At 73.1% G+C, this 18,269-nt stretch carries 21 protein-coding genes; 13 read left to right on the forward strand and 8 right to left on the reverse strand.

All coding sequences use genetic code 11. The annotated features are described in order from the left end of the window. Positions 1-76 precede the first annotated feature (76 nt). Genes fabZ through lpxB form a run of 4 tightly spaced genes read left to right on the forward strand, consistent with a single transcriptional unit; the run spans position 77 to position 3,424 of the window. Entirely contained in the window at positions 77-541 is a 465-nt protein-coding gene (gene fabZ / locus ACP56T_RS16520) for a 3-hydroxyacyl-ACP dehydratase FabZ (RefSeq protein ID WP_430913226.1), read from the forward strand. Next, a complete protein-coding gene (gene lpxA, locus ACP56T_RS16525; RefSeq protein WP_430913227.1) occupies positions 538-1,353 on the forward strand; it encodes an acyl-ACP--UDP-N-acetylglucosamine O-acyltransferase in 816 nt (271 codons plus the stop codon). Before fabZ ends, lpxA begins: the two co-directional genes overlap by 4 nt. A gap of 38 nt (positions 1,354-1,391) precedes the next feature. After that, entirely contained in the window at positions 1,392-2,252 is an 861-nt protein-coding gene (locus ACP56T_RS16530; protein ID WP_430913228.1) for an LpxI family protein, read from the forward strand. Continuing rightward, positions 2,237-3,424, forward strand: coding sequence for a lipid-A-disaccharide synthase (gene lpxB, locus ACP56T_RS16535; protein WP_430913229.1), 1,188 nt, complete (start codon positions 2,237-2,239; stop codon positions 3,422-3,424). Before ACP56T_RS16530 ends, lpxB begins: the two co-directional genes overlap by 16 nt. Here the strand turns inward: lpxB and ACP56T_RS16540 are convergent. Next, complete coding sequence (locus ACP56T_RS16540; RefSeq protein ID WP_430913230.1) at positions 3,399-3,842, reverse strand: DUF3291 domain-containing protein; 444 nt, start codon at positions 3,840-3,842, stop codon at positions 3,399-3,401. The two genes, lpxB and ACP56T_RS16540, sit on opposite strands and share 26 nt — an antisense overlap. A gap of 153 nt (positions 3,843-3,995) precedes the next feature. On the opposite strand from ACP56T_RS16540, the gene fabI reads away from it, so the two are divergent. After that, on the forward strand, positions 3,996-4,826 hold the full coding sequence (gene fabI, locus ACP56T_RS16545; RefSeq protein WP_430913231.1) for an enoyl-ACP reductase FabI: 831 nt from the start codon (positions 3,996-3,998) through the stop codon (positions 4,824-4,826). A 20-nt stretch (positions 4,827-4,846) separates the two neighbouring features. Here fabI and ACP56T_RS16550 read toward each other — a convergent pair whose 3' ends face one another. The 3 genes from ACP56T_RS16550 to dut form a co-directional block, all read right to left on the reverse strand. Next, positions 4,847-5,893, reverse strand: coding sequence for an HD domain-containing phosphohydrolase (locus tag ACP56T_RS16550; RefSeq protein WP_430913232.1), 1,047 nt, complete (start codon positions 5,891-5,893; stop codon positions 4,847-4,849). 205 nt (positions 5,894-6,098) lie between these two features. Then, on the reverse strand, positions 6,099-6,596 hold the full coding sequence (locus ACP56T_RS16555; RefSeq protein WP_430913233.1) for an RrF2 family transcriptional regulator: 498 nt from the start codon (positions 6,594-6,596) through the stop codon (positions 6,099-6,101). Positions 6,597-6,638: 42 nt separating this feature from the next. After that, positions 6,639-7,124: a dUTP diphosphatase gene (gene dut / locus ACP56T_RS16560; RefSeq protein WP_430913234.1), complete on the reverse strand. Its 486-nt coding sequence runs from the start codon at positions 7,122-7,124 to the stop codon at positions 6,639-6,641. Positions 7,125-7,235: 111 nt separating this feature from the next. Between dut and ACP56T_RS16565 the strand changes: the two genes are divergently transcribed. Then, on the forward strand, positions 7,236-7,760 hold the full coding sequence (locus tag ACP56T_RS16565; protein WP_430913235.1) for an NUDIX hydrolase: 525 nt from the start codon (positions 7,236-7,238) through the stop codon (positions 7,758-7,760). A gap of 60 nt (positions 7,761-7,820) precedes the next feature. Further along, the gene (locus ACP56T_RS16570) at positions 7,821-8,486 is read left to right on the forward strand and encodes a carbonic anhydrase (RefSeq protein ID WP_430913236.1); all 666 of its coding nucleotides are present in this window, start codon (positions 7,821-7,823) and stop codon (positions 8,484-8,486) included. 64 nt (positions 8,487-8,550) lie between these two features. Here the strand turns inward: ACP56T_RS16570 and ACP56T_RS16575 are convergent, their stop codons facing one another. After that, the gene (locus ACP56T_RS16575; protein WP_430913237.1) at positions 8,551-9,258 is read right to left on the reverse strand and encodes a DUF4142 domain-containing protein; all 708 of its coding nucleotides are present in this window, start codon (positions 9,256-9,258) and stop codon (positions 8,551-8,553) included. 224 nt (positions 9,259-9,482) lie between these two features. Between ACP56T_RS16575 and ACP56T_RS16580 the strand changes: the two genes are divergently transcribed. The 4 genes from ACP56T_RS16580 to nudC all read left to right on the forward strand — a co-directional run bounded on the left by ACP56T_RS16580 (position 9,483) and on the right by nudC (position 12,922). Then, positions 9,483-10,577: an acyltransferase family protein gene (locus ACP56T_RS16580; protein ID WP_430913238.1), complete on the forward strand. Its 1,095-nt coding sequence runs from the start codon at positions 9,483-9,485 to the stop codon at positions 10,575-10,577. Positions 10,578-10,667: 90 nt separating this feature from the next. Then, a complete protein-coding gene (locus ACP56T_RS16585; protein ID WP_430913239.1) occupies positions 10,668-11,531 on the forward strand; it encodes a universal stress protein in 864 nt (287 codons plus the stop codon). A gap of 51 nt (positions 11,532-11,582) precedes the next feature. Next, positions 11,583-11,999 carry an HIT domain-containing protein gene (locus tag ACP56T_RS16590; RefSeq protein ID WP_430913240.1) on the forward strand — a complete coding sequence of 139 codons (417 nt, stop codon included), beginning with the start codon at positions 11,583-11,585 and terminating at the stop codon, positions 11,997-11,999. 2 nt (positions 12,000-12,001) lie between these two features. Then, a complete protein-coding gene (gene nudC, locus ACP56T_RS16595; RefSeq protein WP_430913241.1) occupies positions 12,002-12,922 on the forward strand; it encodes an NAD(+) diphosphatase in 921 nt (306 codons plus the stop codon). Between the two features lie 226 nt (positions 12,923-13,148). Here nudC and modC read toward each other — a convergent pair whose 3' ends face one another. The 3 genes from modC to ACP56T_RS16610 all read right to left on the reverse strand — a co-directional run bounded on the left by modC (position 13,149) and on the right by ACP56T_RS16610 (position 15,273). Beyond that, positions 13,149-14,258, reverse strand: a complete 1,110-nt coding sequence (gene modC, locus ACP56T_RS16600; RefSeq protein ID WP_430913242.1) for a molybdenum ABC transporter ATP-binding protein — start codon at positions 14,256-14,258, stop codon at positions 13,149-13,151. Continuing rightward, entirely contained in the window at positions 14,255-14,950 is a 696-nt protein-coding gene (gene modB / locus ACP56T_RS16605) for a molybdate ABC transporter permease subunit (RefSeq protein ID WP_430913243.1), read from the reverse strand. Before modB ends, modC begins: the two co-directional genes overlap by 4 nt. A gap of 119 nt (positions 14,951-15,069) precedes the next feature. Next, positions 15,070-15,273 (reverse strand): hypothetical protein, encoded by a 204-nt coding sequence (locus ACP56T_RS16610; protein WP_430913244.1) that lies wholly within the window; start codon positions 15,271-15,273, stop codon positions 15,070-15,072. A 182-nt stretch (positions 15,274-15,455) separates the two neighbouring features. Between ACP56T_RS16610 and ACP56T_RS16615 the strand changes: the two genes are divergently transcribed. Together ACP56T_RS16615 and ACP56T_RS16620 are read left to right on the forward strand one after the other, a co-directional pair. Then, positions 15,456-16,373, forward strand: a complete 918-nt coding sequence (locus tag ACP56T_RS16615) for a 50S ribosomal protein L11 methyltransferase (protein ID WP_430913245.1) — start codon at positions 15,456-15,458, stop codon at positions 16,371-16,373. 39 nt (positions 16,374-16,412) lie between these two features. Continuing rightward, on the forward strand, positions 16,413-18,242 hold the full coding sequence (locus tag ACP56T_RS16620; protein ID WP_430913246.1) for a M24 family metallopeptidase: 1,830 nt from the start codon (positions 16,413-16,415) through the stop codon (positions 18,240-18,242). Positions 18,243-18,269 lie beyond the last annotated feature (27 nt).

The following is an 18,269-nucleotide window of genomic DNA, read 5'->3' on the forward strand; positions in this document are numbered from 1 at the left end:
CGCCGATTTCTGCCGAAGACGGCGCGACCGCCGCCTTCGGGGCGGCATGACGGGCGGGTGCGGCGAGCGGGATTTCATGAGCGAGACGACAAGCGACCTCGGGACGGCCGACATCCAGAAGGTGCTCGAATACCTGCCCCACCGGTATCCGTTCCTGATGATCGACAGGATCGTCGAGATCGACCGCGACGAGAGCTGCGTCGGCATCAAGAACGTCACCGTCAACGAGCCGCAGTTCACGGGCCATTTCCCGAACCTGCCCGTCTTCCCCGGCGTGCTGCTGATCGAGGGCATGGCCCAGACCGCCGGCGCCATCTGCTGCCGTCACATCATGACGCAGGAGGTGAGGACCAAGCAGGTGTTCTTCATGACCATCGACAAGTGCAAGTTCCGCAAGCCCGTCGTGCCGGGCGATACGGTGCGCTACCACATGAAAAAGCTGAACCAGCGCAGGACCATGTGGTGGTTCCGCGGCGAGGCGCGGGTCGACGGCGCGCTCGTCGCCGAAGCCGAGATCGGCGCCATGCTGGTGACCGAGTGAGCGCCGCGCGCATCCACGCGAGCGCCGTCGTCGAGGACGGCGCCCGCATCGGGGACGGCGTCGCGATCGGCCCGTTCTGCCATGTCGGCCCGGAGGCGGTGCTGGCCGAGGGCTGCGAGCTCGTGAGCCATGTCGTCGTCGCCGGCCGCACCACGATCGGGCCGCGCACGAGGATCTTCCCCTTCGCCTCCATCGGCCACCAGCCGCAGGACCTGAAGTTCAAGGGCGAGCCCTCGACGCTGAGCATCGGCGCCGATTGCCAGATCCGCGAGGGTGTCACCATGAATCCCGGCACGGCCGGGGGCGGCATGGAGACGGTGGTGGGCGACCGCTGCGCCTTCCTCGCCAATTCCCATGTCGGGCACGATTGCCGGGTCGGGAACGGGGTGGTCTTCTCCAACAACGTCATGCTCGCCGGCCATTGCAGCGTCGGCGACTACGCCATCCTGGGGGGCGGCGCGGCGGTGATCCAATTCGCGCGGGTCGGCGCGCATGCCTTCGTCGGCGGCCTCTCGGGGTTGGAGAACGACTGCATCCCCTACGGCATGGTGGTCGGCAACCGCGCCTATCTCTCGGGCCTCAACATCATCGGCCTCCAGCGGCGCGGCTTCGCGCGCGAGGACATCCACGCCCTGCGCCGGGCCTACCGCGCCCTGTTCGCGCCCGAGGGCACGCTGCTGGAGCGCGTCGAGGACGTGGCGGTGGAGTTCGAGGCGCATCCGGCGGTGCGGGAGATCCTCGACTTCGTCCGGGAAGGCGGCAAGCGCTCGATCTGCACCCCGCGCGGGACGCCGCCGGCGGGGCCGGCCTGAGCGCCGCCCCGCAGGCGACGGCGCGGGCTCCGGCTGCGATGGACGGGCGGGGGACGCTCGTGCTCGTCGCCGGCGCCGGACGCCTGCCGGAGCTCGTCGCCGATTCCCTGCGGGAGGCCGGGCGCCCGTTCCGCATCCTGGCGTTGCGCGGCTTCACCGACCGCTCCTTGCGCGCCCGCGCCGATGCCAGCGTCGATCTCCTCGACGTGGCAGGCGCGCTGAGGATCCTCGCCGGGTGGGGGCCGGCCCAGGTCATCCCCGCCGGGGGCGTCGCCCGCCCGAGCCCCGCGGCGATCCTCAACGCCGCCGCGGCGCTCCGCAACCGCGAGGCCCTGCGCCGGATCACGGCGGGCGGCGACGACCGCCTGCTGCGCGCCGCGCTCACCCTGCTGGAGGAGAACGGGCACCATGTCCTCGGCGTCCACGAGGCCGCGCCGGACCTCCTGAGCCCGCAAGGGCAGCTCGGCCGGCATGCCCCCGACGCGGGCGCGCTGGCCTCCCTCGCCACCGGCCGAGCGCTGCTCGCCGCGCTCTCGCCCTACGATGTCGGGCAGGCGGCGGTGGTCGCCTCCGAGCGGGCGCTGGCCGTCGAGGGCCCCGAGGGCACCGACCGCATGCTCGCCCGCGCCCGCGCCCTCGGCCGCAAGCCCTTCGGCCGGGGAAAGCCCCATGCCGCGACGGTGCTCGTGAAATTCGCCAAGGAGGGCCAGGACCTGCGCGTCGATTTGCCGGCTATCGGACCGCGTACCGTGCGCGCCGCCCATGCCGCCGGCTGCTGCGGGATCGGCATCGAGGCCGGGCGTACGCTCGTCATCGACCGGTCCGAGACGGCGGCGGAAGCCGACAGGCTCGGCCTGTTCCTGATCGGCTTGCCGCCAGCCGCATGGGGCCGCGCGTGACCAAGAGAATCTGGCTCGTCGCGGGGGAGGATTCCGGCGACCAGCTCGGCGCCAAGCTGATGCGCGTGCTGCGCGAAACGTCGCGCGAGACAATCGATTTCGGCGGCGTCGGCGGCGAGGCGATGATCGCGGAGGGGTTCGCCTCGCTCTTCCCCCTCGATGACGTGGCGGTGATGGGCTACCTGCCCGTGCTGGCGCGCGCCCGCACGCTCCTGCGGCGCATCCGCGAGACCGTCGCCGACGTGGTCGCGGCCGATCCCGACGTGCTCGTCATCATCGACAGCCCCGGCTTCACTCATGCCGTCGCCGCGAAGGTGCGCAAGGCGGCGCCCCATATCCCAATCGTCGATTACGTCAGCCCGAGCGTCTGGGCCTGGCGCCCGTGGCGGGCGGCGAAGATGCGGCCCTTCATCGACCACGTCATGGCGCTGCTGCCCTTCGAGCCCGAGGCCCATCGCCGGCTCGGCGGTCCCCTCTGCACCTATGTCGGCCACCCGCTGATCGAGCGGCTCGACGTGCTGCGCCCGGACCCGGCGGAGCGGCTGCTGCGCACGGGCGAGCCCCGGCATCTCGTGGTGCTGCCCGGCTCGCGCCGCTCCGAGATCGAGCGGCTGATGCCGGTCTTCGGCGAGACCCTGGCGCGCGTCGTCGAGCGCATCGGTCCCGTCGAGGCCACCCTGCCCGCCGTGAACCGTCACCGCGCGCTGATCGAGCGGCTGGCGCTCGCCTGGACGGTGCCGGTGCGGCTGGTGCATGGCGAGGCGGAGAAATTCGCCGCCTTCCGCCGGGCGCGGGCGGCGCTCGCCGCATCGGGCACCGTGACCCTCGAATTGGCGCTCTCCGGCGTGCCCATGGTGGTCGGCTACAAGGTCTCGCGGATCGAGGAGGTGGTGGCGCGCCGCCTCATCAAGGTGCCGAGCATCGTGCTGCCGAACCTGATCCTGGCCGAGAACGCCATGCCGGAATTCGTGCAGGCCGACTGCAACCCGAGAACCCTCTCCGACGCGCTGGCGCCGCTGCTCGCCGGCGGCCCGGAGCGGGACCGTCAGGTCGGCGCTCTCGACCGGCTGGACGGCCTGATGCGGCTGCCCTGCGGAGGGGACCCGAGCCGCAGCGCCGCCGGGATCGTGCTGTCCGCCGCCCGGATCAGACCCGCCCCGCCGCCGGCCTGATCGGGATCGCCGTCCCGGTCAGGCGCGGATCGTCGAAGCTCATGTCCGCGTGCCGGGGGCTCGGGTGGCGGACCTTCGATATGCGGCCTTCGGCGCGCATGCGCCTCACGGCCTCCGTCCAGGAGGGGAGCGCCTCGCCCGGCTCGATCCAATGCGTCACCGACGCCTCGTCGCACCAGTGCATGAGGCGCGGCATCGCCGTGCGATGGGCGCCGCCGGTCATGTAGGCGCGCATGCTCGCCTCGCCGTCCCAGGCGGTCATCGTCCAGAAGGCCCGGCCCCGGCCGCCGAGGAGCGAGCCGCCGAGGAAGCCCTCGGCCCGCGCCGCCTGCCTCTTGGTCCGCCAAGCGTCCAGCGCGAAGGCCGGCAGGAAGCGGATCGAGCGGATCCGCAGCCGCGTGACGCTGATGAAGGCCATTCCTGCGCGATCCCCCGGTGACGAGGCCCCATAGCGCATCCCTCGCGGCGTCTGTGCAACACCCGGATTGGACAGCGCGCCGGGCCCCCTTTAAGCGTCGTGGCCTGATCCGGGCGCCCGAAAGGGAGCCGCGAACCGAAGCGGGCCGAGCGTATGACGGGTTTGATGGCGGGCAAGCGCGGCCTGATCATGGGGGTCGCCAACGATCACTCGATCGCCTGGGGCATCGCGCGGATGCTGCACGCCCACGGCGCGGAGCTCGCCTTCACCTATCAGGGCGAGGCGCTGGGCCGACGGGTGACGCCCCTCGCGGCGAAGCTCGGCTCCGACATCGTGCTGCCCTGCGACGTCGAGGACATCGCCTCCGTGGACGCGACCTTCGCGGGGCTCGACGAGCGCTTCGACGGCCGGCTCGACTTCGTCGTCCACGCCATCGGATTCTCCGACAAGGCGCAGCTCAAGGGCCGCTATGTCGACGTCACCACCCGCGAGAACTTCTCGCGCACGATGACGGTGTCGTGCTTCTCCTTCACGGAGATCGCGCAGCGCGCGGCCAGGCGCATGGACAAGGGCGGCTCGCTCCTGACGCTCACCTATGGCGGCTCCACGCGGGTGATGCCGAACTACAACGTGATGGGCGTCGCCAAGGCCGCGCTGGAAGCCTCCGTGCGCTATCTCGCGGCCGATCTCGGGCCGGACGGCATCCGCGTCAACGCGCTCTCGGCGGGTCCGATGCGGACGCTCGCAGGGGCCGGCATCTCCGACGCGCGGCTGATGTTCAACCACCAGAAGGCGCACGCTCCCTTGCGGCGGACGGTGACGCAGGACGAGGTCGGCGGCTCGGCCCTCTACCTGCTCTCCGACTTGTCCGGCGGCGTCACCGGCGAGGTCCATTTCGTGGATTCGGGCTACAACATCATCTCGATGCCGCGCCCCGACGTGCTCCAGGCGCAGGACGAGGCCGGCGTCGTCGGCGACGCCTGAAGCATGTCGGAGCGAGCGCGTCAGGCGGCCTTGTAGGTCGAGGGCCGCTCCCGCATCAGCAGGACGACGTCCTCCCAGCGCGACAGGAAGGCGTCGACGCAGACCGGGTCGAAATGGCTGCCGGCATTGGCGATCAGGTGGTCGCGGGCCTTCTCCAGCGGCCAGCCCTTCTTGTAGGCCCGCTCGGAGACCAGGGCGTCGAACACGTCCGCCACGGCCACGATGCGGCCCGCCATGGGGATGGCCTCGCCGGCCAGCCGATGCGGATAGCCCTTGCCGTCCCAGCGCTCGTGATGGCTCAAGGCGATCTGCGCGGCGAGTTGCAGGAGCTGGGAGGAACTGCCCGCGAGCATCATGTGCCCGCGCACCGTGTGCTGGCGGATCTCCTCCTGCTCCTCGGCATCGAGCGGGCCGGCCTTCAGCAGCACCCTGTCGGGAACGCTGATCTTGCCGATGTCGTGCATGGTGGAGGCGAGCGCGATGTCGTTCGCCTCGTCCTCGCTCAGGCCCAGCCCCTCGGCGATGGCGATGGAGCAGCCGGCGACGCGGGTGAGATGGTCGGCGGCCTGGTCGTCGCGGAACTCGGCGGCGAGCATCAGGCGGTGGATGGTCTCGCGCTCGCGCTCGCGCGCCGCCGCTTCCACCTCCGCCATCCGCATGCGCAGGAGCGAGGCCGCCCGCTGCGATTCGCGCCGGGCGAGCCCGAGATCGATCAGGTTGCGGGCGCGGACCTGAAGCTCCAGCGGGTCCAGCGGCCGCTCGATCATGTCCGAGGCGCCGGCCTCCAGGGCCTCCCGGCGCTGCGCGGGCGCCTTGCCGGAGGCGACGAGCAGGAGCGGCGTCGATTCGTGGCGGCAGAATCCGCGCAGCCCGCGCATCAGCGGCGGGGCGTCGAGCCCTTCCGCGTCGACGATGACGAGGGCGCAGGGCCCCCCCTCGATCAGCGCCACCTCGGAGGGCTGGAAGACATGCGTCTCGTAGCCGAGCGCGCGGAGGCTCAGCACGATCTGCAAGGGCATGCTCGCCGACAGGACGGCGATCGGCAGCCCCGCACCCTCGTATGCCATCTCGGTGAACTCCCGGACGCCCGCCCGAGCTTGGGGGACGTCCGATGCCATCCTGCGACGCAGCCCGTTAAGCGAGGCTGAAAGCCGGCTTCGATGACGGCGCCCGAGCGCGTCCGGCGCCGTCATGAGCGTCGGACGAACTTCAGGTTGTTGTGCCGGCGTATGTCCGGGCGAAAAGCCGGAATGCCCCTCTCCCGGACGGACTCTAGATGTCGAACTGGGGAGGGGCCGGCTGGGTCCGCGTGGCGGAGGCGGCCTCCGCCCGCCGGCAGAGATCCTCCACGCTCACCGTGTCGAGGGCGGCGAGGAAGGCGGCCTGGGCCTCCCGCAGCACCGGTTCCGCCAGGGCGGCGATGGCGGGCGGGGCCGTTCCCCCCTCCGAGGCTCCGTCGCCGGCCGTGGCGCGGGCGATGTCGCCGAGGCTGATGCGGCGGCGCTCCCGCGCGAGCTCGTAGCCGCCGCGAGGCCCGCGCATCCCCTTGAGCAGCCCGTGCCGGACGAGGGCCTGGAGGACGGTCTCCAGATGGCGGGGCGGCAGGCCGTGCCGCTCGGCGAGGAGCCGCGCGTTCACCGGCTGCGGGCGGGCATGGAGGGCGATGTCCACCACGGCCGCGACGGCGAGGCGCAGGCGGCCGAGCGCGACCGGACCGGCCGCGTCGCGGGCGAGTGTCGAGGGGGGCGCGGACTCAGGTCGATCGAGCATCGGCGCCAAGTCTTACCCGGTTCGGCGCGCGATTGCGCGGGGTCAGCGCCGCCCGCTCGATCCGAAGCCGCCGGCGCCGCGCCCGGAGCCCGGCCCCTCGGGGGCGTCCTCGTGGATGGAGAGCAGCGGCCGGCCGATCCGCGTGAACACGAGCTGCGCGATGCGGTCGCCGGGCGCGACGGCGATGCCGGGCCCCGGCGCCGGGTTGCGGTTCCAGGCCGAGATCAGGATCTGCCCCTCGTAATCCGCGTCGATCACCCCGGTGCCGTTGCCCATCACCAGCCCCTCGCGATGGCCGAGGCCGGAGCGCGGCAGCACCAGGGCGCACCAGTCGGGATCGCGGATGGTCACGACGATGCCCGCCGGGATCAGCACCGCCGGCGCCTGCGGCTCCAGAACGAGCTCCGTCTCGATGCAGGCGTGCAGGTCGAGCCCGGCCGCCGCCGCCGAGCCCCAGCGCGGAAAGCCCCAGCCGGTCAGGCGGGGGTCGAGCAGGCGCACGCCGACGCCGGGAGGCTGATCGATCATCGGTTCCTGTCCCCGCGCGGCCCTGGAGGCGGCGGATACCGCCCCCGTCCGGCGGGGACAAGCGGCCCGGCCCGCGTGAGCGGCGCGCGGATTCCTGCTATCGGCTCGGGCATGAGCGCCGACACGACGACCGAATTCCCCGCCCGCGACGTCGCCCGCGCCCTGGTCTTCGATCCGGCGGGGCGGCTCCTGCTCATCGCCTACGAATCGGTGCGCCCCGTCCCCGGCGCGGCGGCGGACGAGCGCGTCTTCTGGTTCATGCCCGGCGGCGGCCTGGAGCCGGGCGAGAGCCATGTGGAGGCCTGCCGCCGCGAGCTGTCGGAGGAGATCGGCGTCGCGGACGCGGTGATCGGCCCGGAGGTGGCGCGCTGCGAGGGCCCGTTCACGCTCTTCCGCCAGCCGCGCCATGCCCGCGAGCGCTACTTCGTCGTCCGCCTTCCCGACGACCGCGTGGACACGAGCCGGCTCGCCGAGACGGAGGACAATCCCGTGCGGGGCACGCGCTGGTGGAGCCTCGACGAGCTCGCGGCCACCGCCGAGCGGGTGGAGCCGGCGGGTCTCGCGGCGCTGGCGCGCCGGGTGGCGGCGGGCGATACTCCACCGGAGCCGGTGCGCCTTGCGTGGCATGGCGCTTGAACCCGGCGGCGCTTCGGGACAAGTCCGTCGCCGAAAAGATCGACCGGAGGACGTTTCCCGATGCTGCCCAAGCGCCTGACCGACGGCTACGTGTCCTTCATGCAGGGGCGCTTCGCAAACGAGAGCCGACGCTACGCCGAACTCGGCACCTCGCAGGAGCCGGACGTTCTGGTGATCGGCTGCTGCGACAGCCGCGTTGCCCCCGAGGCCATCTTCGACGTGGGGCCGGGCGAGCTGTTCGTGATCCGCAATGTCGCCAACATCGTGCCCCCCTACGAGGTCGGCGGCGAGTATCACGGCACCTCGGCGGCCATCGAGTTCGCGGTGCAGGCGCTCCAGGTGAAGCACATCGTCGTGCTCGGCCATGCCTCCTGCGGCGGCATCAAGGCCTATGCGAACCGGGTGGCGCCGCTCTCGGGCAGCAACTTCATCGGCAAGTGGGTGTCGCTCGTCGCCCCCGCCGTGGAGAAGGCCGGCGAATCCTCGGCGCCCGATTTCATCACCCGGCTCGAGCACGCGATGGTCAGCCAGAGCATCGAGAACCTGATGACCTTCCCCTTCGTCTCCGCGCGGGTGAAGAACGGCCTGCTGTCCCTGCACGGGGCGCATTTCGGCGTCGCCACCGGCCAGCTTCAGGTGCGCGATCCCGCGACCGGCGATTTCGCGCCGCTGCTCCAGGCGGACGGGCGCACGCCGAACCCGGCCGCCTTCATCTCCTGCGCGTGACGCGAGAAAGGGGCGGCGGGATCCCTCCCGCCGCCCCCTTCCGAAGGTCGTGCCTGCTCCGGGCTCAGCGGGCGCCGGGCAGGCGCTCGGCCATGGCGAGATGCTGCTGGAGCACCGGCAGCGCCTGCTGGGCGTAGTTGCGCAGGGCCGGGTTCGGCCCCGTGGAGGCATAGGCCTGCGTCATCCCGATGGTCATCTGATGCGCCTGCACCTGCTGGCGGGCATAGACCCGGTCGAAGCGCGCGCCCGCCGGGGTGGACGACAGCTCGGCCAGCATCTGCTGCTGCTCGGGGCTCGGGGCCACCACGGTGGTGCCGGCGGTCTCGTCCACATCCATGCGGCCGATCCGGCTTCCGGCGGCGGCACCGCGCGCCGCGCCCGAGCCGAGGCCCTCGACGCCCGCCACCGGGCCGCCCTCGAGGGTGCCCCCGACGACGCCGGCCGCGGCCCCCGTCGCCGCGCCCACCGCGCCGCCGGCCACCGCCAGCGGGGCGCCGATCAGGTCGGCCGGGCCGCCGGCGCGGGCGGCGACGTAGTTCCGCTCGCCGCCGGCAAGCGCGACATTCGCCGAGCGATGGTCGCGCAGGGCGTCGCGGGCATAGGAGCGGACGGCGGCGTTGCGGGTCTTGGACAGCGCGATCTGGCTGGACTGGATCTCGAACGCGTTCGCCTGCATGGCCTGGAGGCGGAAATCGCCGGGCATCCCCTGGGCGAAGGCGGGCGCCGAAACGGCGCACAGCAGGGCGGCGGCGGCAGTATACGTCTTGAGCATAAGAACCTCTGGAAACATGATGAGCGACGCGCGGCCAGCGTGTTTCGCGAGCGGGCTCGACGGCACGCGGCGGGCGCTTCGGGCGTTCAACGGGTCCGGAAGGCTATTGTTCCGGCTTTTTCCGGACGTCCATTGTCGTCGACTTGGCCGTATCGCGTGACTTCTTCACATCGGATGGGAATCTGCTGCGCGCATATGTCCCTCTTGCCTCGCGGAGGCCGCGCGTGAGGCTCGTCCTCGTTCAGGTGCTGCGGGCGCTCGCGGCGCTCCTGGTCGCCATGCATCACGCGCAGCACGAGGCCGCCGCGTTGGCCGAGCGGACGGGCGCCGCCTTCGTCCCGAGCCGGCTGCTACCCTGGGCGGCGGGCGTCGACGTTTTTTTCGTGATCTCGGGCTTCATCATCGTCCACGCCGCCGCGCCGCTCTACGGGCGGGAGGGCGGGCGGCGGGTCTTCCTCGCGCATCGTCTCGCGCGGGTGGTGCCGCTCTACTGGCTGGTGACGGGGCTCTATCTCGCCGTCGTGCTGGCCAGGCCCGGCCTCGTCGCCGCCGAGGGCGCCCCCGATCCGGCCTATGTCGCCGCCTCCTTCCTGTTCTGGCCGGCGCTGCGGCCGGACGGCACGGCCCAGCCCCTCTACGGGCTCGGCTGGACGCTCGAATTCGAGATGGCCTTCTACGCGCTCTTCGCCCTGGTCCTGGGGCTCGGCCGCCGCGCCGCCGTGGCGGCGGTGGCGGGCGCGCTCGGGGCGCTGGTGCTGATGCGCGCGCTCGTGCCGGGTCTGCCGATGCCGCTCGCCTTCTGGTCGGAGCCCGTGATCCTCGAATTCGCCTTCGGGGCCGGTCTCGGCCTGGCCCGCGCCGAGGGCTTTCGCCTGTCGGGCGTGGTGCGCGCCGCCTGCGCGCTCGCCGGCCTCCTGCTGCTCGCCCTCGTGGCGCGCAGCATCGGCGAGCCGGGGGGCTTCGCGCGCCCGCTGACGCAGGGGCTGCCGGCGATGCTGCTCGTGGCCGCCGCCGTGTTCGGACCGTCGCGGCCGGCGGGGGAAGCGCCCTCGCGGCTCCTCCTCGGCCTCTCGGCCGTCGGGGACGCCTCCTACGCGCTCTACCTGATCCATCCCTTCGTGCTGCGCGCCGCGCGCGAGGCGCTGCTGCGCTCCGGCGCCGCCTCCCTCCTCGGGCCGGAGGCGTGCCTGTGGCTGATGCTGGCGCTGACGGTGCCGGCGGCGCTCGCCGTCCATCGCCTGATCGAGCGTCCGATGACGCGCCGCGCGCGGCGGCTGCTCGATCCCGGCCCCTCGCCGGATGCGGGGAAAACCGTGTGAGCCCGCGCCGCCGCCCGGTTTCCCGCGCGGCGGAAGGGAATTAGCGTGAGTCCGTCCGCGCCCGTGCTCCGCTTGTCGAGGTCCCTCGCGATGAAGACCCTCCTCGTCCCCGTCGCGCTGCATGACGGGCTCGGTTCCGTCTTGGAGACGACCCTGCTCGCCGCGCGCCGTTTCGGCAGCCTGATCGAGGGCGTGTCCCTGCGCCCGGCGCTGGCGGAATACGTGCCCGTCGACATGGTCGGCGGCATGACCTGGCTGCGCGACGAGGAGGCCGACCGGGCGGAGGCCGAGGAGGCGGGCGAGCGCTTCGTCGCCTTCCTCGAGGGCCACGGCGTGCCCCGCCACGCCCGCGACGGCCGCTGCATCCCCGAGAAGATCGCCGAATCGAGCGCCCGTTTCCGCTGGCGCCAGGACGTGCCGGCGGGGGACGCCTTCCTCGGGCAATATGCGCGGCTGTTCTCCATGACCATCGTCGGGCGGCCCGGCTCGGAGGACGGCTCGCCCCGCATGAGCACCTTCGAGACGGCGCTGTTCGAGGGCGGGCGGCCGATCCTGCTGGCGCCGCCGACCCCGCCCAAAAGCCTCGGCGAGTCGATCGTGATCGCCTGGAACGGCTCCACCGAGACCGCCCGCGCCGTCGCCTTCGCCATGCCCTTCCTGCGCACGGCCGGGCGCATCCTGGTGCTCACCGTCGAGGGCGGCATGGTTCCGGGGCCGAGCGCCGAGGATCTCGCCCGCGCGCTCGCCTGCGAGGGGGTCGACGCCGCCCACAAGGCGCTGCCCGCCGACCGCCGCACCCCCGGCGAGACGTTCCTGGCCGAGGCCGCCGATTTCGGCTGCGACCTGCTCATCAAGGGCGCCTATACCCAGAGCCGCCTGCGCCAGATGATCTTCGGCGGCCCGACGAGCCATCTGCTCGCCTATGCCGATCTGCCGGTGCTGATGGCGCATTGAGGGACGCGGCAGACCTCGCTTCCACCGGCCAAGCCCGCTAAACAGCGGCGCATGGATACCGGCTTCCGCCTCGATCCGCGTCTCTCCGCCGACACGCTGCCGGTGGGCGACCTGCCCCTGTCGAGCGTGCTGCTCATGGACGATGCGCGCTTCCCCTGGTTCGTGCTGGTGCCGCGCCGGGCGGGCCTGAGCGAGATCACCGATCTCTCCGCCGAGGACGGCCGCGCGTTCTGGGAGGAGGCGCGCCTCGCGGCGGGGGTAATGCTCTCCCTCGCCAGGCCCGACAAGGTGAACGTTGCGGCGCTCGGCAACGTGGTCGCGCAGCTCCACCTGCATGTGGTGGGGCGCTTCCGCTCCGATCCGGCTTGGCCGGGCCCGGTCTGGGGGCAGGGCGAGCGCCGGCCCTATCCGCCCCATGCCGCCGCGCAGCTCGCCGAGCGCGCGGCCGCGCTGTTCGCGGCGGCCTGACCATGCCGGAGATGCCCGACGAGCGCCTCGCCCGGCTGGGCTTCGTCCGCAGCCGGCTGGTGCGCCACTCGGCGGAGGCCGACGAGGCGACGGTGCCGCCGTCCGGCGCGGAGGACGGACTGCATGCCGCCTTCTGCGCGGACAAGGTGCTGGTGGCCGGCGGATCGGCCCTGCTCGCCCCGCGCAACCGGGACCGCGCCGGCCGCGCCGCCGTCGAGATCTTCCTGGGCCGGCTCGACGGGCGCCCGGTCTTCGCCGCCGAGATCGATCCCGCCGAGGCTCCCCGGCTCGCCGACGAGCCGGCCTTCCGCTGCGTCGACCTGCGCGGCCTCGCCGTCGAGGGATCGCTGGAGCCGCACGAGCTCGGCCTTCTCGCCACCGCCCGCTCGCTGCTGCAATGGCACGCCCGGCACGGCTTCTGCGCCAATTGCGGCTCGCCCTCTCTTGTGCGCGCCGGCGGCTTCCGGCGCGAATGCCCGACCTGCGGCGCCCATCACTTCCCGCGCGTGGACCCGGTGGTGATCATGCTGATCCGCCGGGGGGACGCCTGCCTGCTCGGGCGGGCGCCGCGCTTCCCCGAGGGGATGTATTCCTGCCTCGCCGGCTTCCTCGAACCGGGCGAGACCATCGAGGACGCGGTGCGCCGCGAGACCTACGAGGAGACCCGTATCCGCATCGGCGCGGTCTCGTATCTCGCCTCGCAGCCCTGGCCGTTCCCGTCCTCGCTGATGATCGGCTGCGTCGCCGAGGCGCTGGACGAGACCATCGTCCCCGACCCGACCGAGCTCGCCGATGCCCGCTGGTTCCCGCGCGAGGAGGTCGCCGCGATGCTGGGGCGCCGGCATGGGGCCGGCATCTCCGCGCCTCAGCCCATGGCCATCGCGCATGCGCTGATGCGCGCCTTCGTGGACGGGCAGGCCTGAGCCGGTGGCCACATACGGGTTCCGGTCGATGCGTCCGACGCCGCCCGGCGCCCCTCTCCCCCCTGCGGGAGAGGGTGGCCCGCGAAGCGGGTCGGGTGAGGGGAGCGACGGTGCCGGATAGCGCGCTCCCCTCTCCCGACCCTCGCTGACGCGAGGGCCACCCTCCCCCGCAGCGGGGGGAGGGAGGACGCGCGTAGCTGAACGCATGTATCCGCCGGAAACGGTATCAGATCTCCACGGGCCGCCGTCCCGTGCCGACGCCGGCCGGATCGAAGGCGACGCTCTTGATTACCGCATAGACCCGCCGTCCCACCTCCAGCCCCAGGTCGCGCGCGGAGGCGCCGGTGACGCGGGCGGGGATCACGGCGCCGTTGCAGGCGATCTCGACCATCACGGCGGCGCCCAGCGGCGTCAGGGCGGCGACCTCGCCGGCGATCACGTTGCGGGCGCTCAGGCCCACGGGGACCTGCGTCGCCACCAGCACGTCGCGGGCGGGAATGCGGATGCGCACCGGGCTTCCCGCCGGCAGGGCGAGGCCGGGCACGCTCAGCCGTCCCGCGATCCCCGAGAGCTGGGTCAGGCCCGAAGCGTCGTCCGACGACTCGACCATCATGTCGAGGACGGCGCCGGCCTCCGCCTGCCGGTCGGGGAAGAGATCGGGCCGGCGCAGGATCGCGTCGGCCGGGCCGGTCGCGGCGACGCGTCCCCCCTCCAGCACCACCACGGTATTGGCGAGCCGCGCCACCTCCGCCACCGCGTGGCTGACATAGACGATGGGCACGCCCGCCTCGTCGCGCAGCCGCTCGATGGCGGGCAGGATCTCGGCCTTGCGCGCCTCGTCGAGCGCGGCGAGCGGCTCGTCCATGAGCAGCAGGCGGGGGCGCGCGAGCAGCGCCCGGCCGATGGCGACGCGCTGCTTCTCGCCCCCCGAGAGTCCCGCCGGCATCCGCTCCAGCAGGTGCCCGATGCCGAGCATCTCCACCACGGTCCCGACATCGGGCGCGCCGGCCTGCTCGCCGCGCCCGGAGAAGAAGCGGCCGTAGCCGAGATTCGCGCGCACGCTCAGATGCGGCAGCAACCGCGCGTCCTGGAAGACGCAGGCGATCCGCCGCCTGTGTACCGGCACTCGGATGCGGGCCTGCGTGTCGACGAGCGTCCGGCCGTCCACGGCGATGCGGCCCCGGTCTGGCCGGGCGAGGCCGCAGATCAGGTGGATCAGCGTGCTCTTGCCCGAGCCTGAGCGCCCGAACAGGGCGGTGAGCCCGGCGCCGGCCTCGAAGGCGACGTCGAGGGAGAAGGCGCCTCGGGTGAGCGCCACGTCGACGGATAGGCTCATGACAGGCCGCCCATGCGGCGGGCGGCGCGCCGCGCCAGCCATTCCGAGGCGAGGAGCGCCCCCATGGAGACCGCCACCGAGATCAGCGTGAGCCGCAGCGCGCCCGCCTCGCCGCCGGGAACCTGGGTCAGGGTGTAGATGGCGGAGGGCAGGGTCTGCGTCTCGCCGGGGATGTTGGAGACGAAGGTGATGGTCGCGCCGAACTCGCCCATGGCCTTGGCGAAGGCGAGCACGGCGCCGGCCAGGATGCCGGGCAGGCTCAAGGGCAGCGTCACGGTGAGGAAGACCATGACCGGCGAGGCCCCGAGGGTGGAGGCCGCCTGTTCGAGCCCGCGGTCGACCGCCTCCATGGAGAGCCGCATCGCCCGCACCATCAGCGGAAAGCCCATCACCGCGCAGGCCAGCGCCGCCCCCGTCCAGCGGAACGAGAAGACGATGCCGATCTCGGCGAGCAGACCGCCCATCAGCCCGCGCCGGCCGAAGGTGAGCAGCAGCAGGTAGCCCGTCACCACGGGCGGCAGGATCAGCGGCAGGTGCACGACACCGTCGAGCAGCGCCCGACCGGGAAAGTCGCGCCGCGCCAGCAGCCACGCCGTGGCGAGCCCCGGCAGCAGGCTCGCCAGCGTCGCCACCCCCGCCACGCGCAGGCTCAGCGCCAGCGCGCTCCATTCGTCGGGGGTCAGATCGAGCAAGGGGCGCCCGCCCTCCGGCCGCCCGGCAGGCTCCGCATCGGTGTCATGAAGGATCCGTCCGCCGGCGCGACCGCCGTATACGGCCGATCATAGGGAAGCGGCGGCGGGCGTGGAAGCGCTCAGGCTTCGGCGTCGTCCCGTCCGGGCTGCGGCGGCTCGGCGCGGTGCAGGCGGCTGAGGAGCACGAGGAGCTGGCCGGGCACCGGAGCCTCCAGCGCGTCGCCGCCGAGCACGGCATCGCGCTCGCGGTCCGGCCGGCGGCGGGGGCGCGCCTTCCCGGCCAGGACGATCGGCGCGCGGCGGCGGAATCGGCGGGGAGTCATGGCGCTGAATCGGGCCTCGGTGATCGCGTTCGGTCCATTGGTTGAGCGGCAACCCGGCGCGACGGCCTCCGTTCCCGACCCAGATACGCTTATTCTGTGAACATTTTGCCGCATCGCTGTGCGTTTTCGCGGCGCGCGCGGCTTCGGTGGCGAAGCGCGCGCGCGGGTGCTAGAGCGCCGCCATGCTCGAAGGTCTGCACCCGAACCGCCCCACGCATGTGATGCGTCTCTCGACGGACGAGCGTTCGGCGCGGGCGACGACGGACCTGATCGGCGAGATGTTCGATCCCACCGAGACGGCGGTGGCCGCCTTCGAGGCCGCCGACGGCAAGAGCTGGCTGCTCGAAGCCTACTTTTCGGAGGAGCCCGACGAGGAGGGCGTGCGCGAGATGATCCGCGCGGTGGTGGGCGAGCGCGCCGACGACGCGGTGTTCGAGACCATCGAGCGCCAGGACTGGGTCCGCGCCTCCCTCGAAGGACTGAAGCCGGTGCGGGCCGGGCGCTTCGTCGTCCACGGCGCCCATGACCGCGAGCAGGTACGGCCGAACGACCTCGCCATCGAGATCGAGGCGGCGCTCGCCTTCGGCACCGGGCATCACGGCACCACCCTGGGCTGCCTGCGGGCGCTCGTCGGCGTCTTGAAGAAGGGCCGCCCGGCCCATGTGCTCGATGTCGGCACCGGCACCGGCATCCTCGCCTTCGCCGCCGCCAAGGCGCTGCGCAGCACCGTCATCGCCGGAGACCTCGACCCGGAGGCGGTGGCGACGGCCCGCTCCAACGCCCGCCTCAACGGCCTTGGGCCCACGCTGCGCCTCTACGAGGGGCCGGGGGTGCGCCACGCGCTCGCCGACCGGCCGCGCCGGTTCGATCTCGTCTTCGCCAACATCCTCGCCCGCCCGCTGAAGAAGCTCGCGCCCTCGCTGACCGCCGTGGTCGCCGAGGGCGGCACCATCGTGCTCTCCGGCCTGATCGAGCGCGACGTGCCCGGCGTGCTCTCCACCTACGGGCATCGCGGCTTCCGGCTGGCGCATCGCGGCGTCATCGAGGGATGGGCGACCCTGGTGCTGCGGAGGGGCGGCGCCGCCGCGCGGCCGCTGTGAGCATTGTCGCCTTCGGGCGCGCGGGCTAACCCTGGCGGGATGACGAGCCGCCCCCGCTTCCAGACCTTCGAGGATCCCGGCCACCGAAAGGGCCCCGAGCGGATCGCCGCGCTGCGGGCGGCGCTGCGGGAGGCCGGCGTCGATGGCTTCGTGGTGCCGCGCGCCGACGAGCACCAGTCCGAATACGTGCCCGCCGATGCCGAGCGGCTCTCCTGGCTCACCGGCTTCACCGGCTCGGCCGGCACGGCGATCGTGCTTGCGGATTGCGCCGCGCTGGTGGTCGACGGCCGCTACACGCTCCAGGCGCCCGCGCAGGTCGATACCGGGGTGATCGCCGTGGTGCCGCTGGCGAAGCGGACGGCGGAAGCCTGGATCGGCGAGACTCTCGGGGCGGGACAGGTCCTCGGCTACGATCCCTGGCTTCACACGCCCGAGGGCGTCGCTCGGCTGGAGCGGGCCGCTGCCAAGGCCGGCGCTACGCTGAAGGCCCTTGCCGGGAACCCGGTCGACGCAGTCTGGGCCGGCCGTCCGAAGCCGCCTTCCGGCCGGGTCGTGGCCCATCCCGAGGCCCTGGCCGGGGAGGGCGTGGAGGGCAAGCTCGCCCGCATCCGCGCCGCCCTCGCGGAGGCCGGGTGCGACGACCTGGTGATCTCCGATCCGCACAACCTCGCCTGGACGTTCAACCTGCGCGGCCAGGATGTCGGCCATACCCCGCTGGCGCTGGGCTATGCCCTCGTCCCCCGCGACGGGCGGCCGGCGCTGTTCCTGACCTCTCCCGATATCGCGCCGGACCTGCGCGCCGCGCTCGCCCCGGTGGCCGAGTTGAAGCCGCGCGCCGCCTTCGCCGATGCGCTCGCCGCTCTGAACGGCCTGCGCGTTCGGCTCGACGCGGCCACCGCCGGCATTGCGCTGAAGCTGGCCGTCGAGGCGGGCGGCGGCACCGCCGACGTCGGGCCGGACCCGGTCACGGCGATGAAGGCGGTGAAGAACGCCGCCGAGATCGCGGGCACGCGCGCCGCCCATCGCCGCGACGGGGTGGCGCTGGTGCGCTTCCTGTGCTGGCTCGACCTCGCCGCCGCGAAGGGCGGGCTCACCGAGATCGCCGCTGTCGAGGCGCTGGAGGATTTTCGGGCCGAGGACGGACAGCTCCGCGACGTGTCCTTCCCGACCATCTCGGGCTCCGGCCCGAACGGCGCGATCGTGCATTACCGCGTCACCGCCGCCACCGACCGCGCCGTCCTGCCGGGCGAGCTCTTCCTGATCGATTCCGGCGCGCAATACGTCGACGGCACCACCGACGTCACCCGCACCGTGGCCGTGGGCGAGCCCTCGCCCGAGATGCGCGACCGCTACACGCGGGTGCTCAAGGGGCACGTCGCCATCTCGCGAGCGCTCTTCCCCGAAGGCGTGACCGGCGCGCAGCTCGATACCCTGGCGCGGCTGCCGCTGTGGGAGGCCGGGCTCGATTTCGACCACGGCACCGGCCACGGCGTCGGCTCGTTCCTCTCGGTCCACGAGGGGCCGCAGCGCATCGCCAAGACCGGCACGGTGGCGCTCCAGCCCGGCATGATCCTCTCCAACGAGCCCGGCTACTACCGGACCGATGCCTACGGCATCCGCATCGAGAACCTCGTCCTCGTGGAGCCGCGCGTGGTGGAGGGCGGCGAGCGCGCCATGCAGGGCTTCGAGACCCTGACGCTCGCCCCCTACGACCGCCGCCTGATCCTGCCGGCGCTGCTGAGCCCGGAGGAGACCGCCTGGATCGACGCCTACCATGCCCGTGTGCGCGCGACCCTCGCCGCCGGGCTCGACGACGGGACGCAGGCGTGGCTGGAGGCGGCGACGCGGCCCCTCGCCTTCGGCGTCTGACACCCTGCGACGGCGCTCCGCCTTGGT

This window comes from Methylobacterium endophyticum (assembly GCF_050591105.1).
Lineage (GTDB): Bacteria > Pseudomonadota > Alphaproteobacteria > Rhizobiales > Beijerinckiaceae > Methylobacterium.

Coding starts and splice junctions, on each gene's coding strand:
- modC (WP_430913242.1), bottom strand. CDS start 14,258: ATGAGCCTATCCGTCGACGTGGCGCTCACCCGAGGCGCCTTCTCCCTC.
- ACP56T_RS16585 (WP_430913239.1), top strand. CDS start 10,668: ATGAAGACCCTCCTCGTCCCCGTCGCGCTGCATGACGGGCTCGGTTCC.
- fabZ (WP_430913226.1), top strand. CDS start 77: ATGAGCGAGACGACAAGCGACCTCGGGACGGCCGACATCCAGAAGGTG.
- ACP56T_RS16615 (WP_430913245.1), top strand. CDS start 15,456: ATGCTCGAAGGTCTGCACCCGAACCGCCCCACGCATGTGATGCGTCTC.
- ACP56T_RS16590 (WP_430913240.1), top strand. CDS start 11,583: ATGGATACCGGCTTCCGCCTCGATCCGCGTCTCTCCGCCGACACGCTG.
- ACP56T_RS16550 (WP_430913232.1), bottom strand. CDS start 5,893: ATGGCATACGAGGGTGCGGGGCTGCCGATCGCCGTCCTGTCGGCGAGC.
- ACP56T_RS16570 (WP_430913236.1), top strand. CDS start 7,821: ATGCTGCCCAAGCGCCTGACCGACGGCTACGTGTCCTTCATGCAGGGG.
- ACP56T_RS16555 (WP_430913233.1), bottom strand. CDS start 6,596: ATGCTCGATCGACCTGAGTCCGCGCCCCCCTCGACACTCGCCCGCGAC.
- nudC (WP_430913241.1), top strand. CDS start 12,002: ATGCCGGAGATGCCCGACGAGCGCCTCGCCCGGCTGGGCTTCGTCCGC.
- ACP56T_RS16540 (WP_430913230.1), bottom strand. CDS start 3,842: ATGGCCTTCATCAGCGTCACGCGGCTGCGGATCCGCTCGATCCGCTTC.
- ACP56T_RS16565 (WP_430913235.1), top strand. CDS start 7,236: ATGAGCGCCGACACGACGACCGAATTCCCCGCCCGCGACGTCGCCCGC.
- ACP56T_RS16575 (WP_430913237.1), bottom strand. CDS start 9,258: ATGCTCAAGACGTATACTGCCGCCGCCGCCCTGCTGTGCGCCGTTTCG.
- ACP56T_RS16530 (WP_430913228.1), top strand. CDS start 1,392: ATGGACGGGCGGGGGACGCTCGTGCTCGTCGCCGGCGCCGGACGCCTG.
- lpxB (WP_430913229.1), top strand. CDS start 2,237: ATGGGGCCGCGCGTGACCAAGAGAATCTGGCTCGTCGCGGGGGAGGAT.
- ACP56T_RS16610 (WP_430913244.1), bottom strand. CDS start 15,273: ATGACTCCCCGCCGATTCCGCCGCCGCGCGCCGATCGTCCTGGCCGGG.
- dut (WP_430913234.1), bottom strand. CDS start 7,124: ATGATCGATCAGCCTCCCGGCGTCGGCGTGCGCCTGCTCGACCCCCGC.
- ACP56T_RS16620 (WP_430913246.1), top strand. CDS start 16,413: ATGACGAGCCGCCCCCGCTTCCAGACCTTCGAGGATCCCGGCCACCGA.
- fabI (WP_430913231.1), top strand. CDS start 3,996: ATGACGGGTTTGATGGCGGGCAAGCGCGGCCTGATCATGGGGGTCGCC.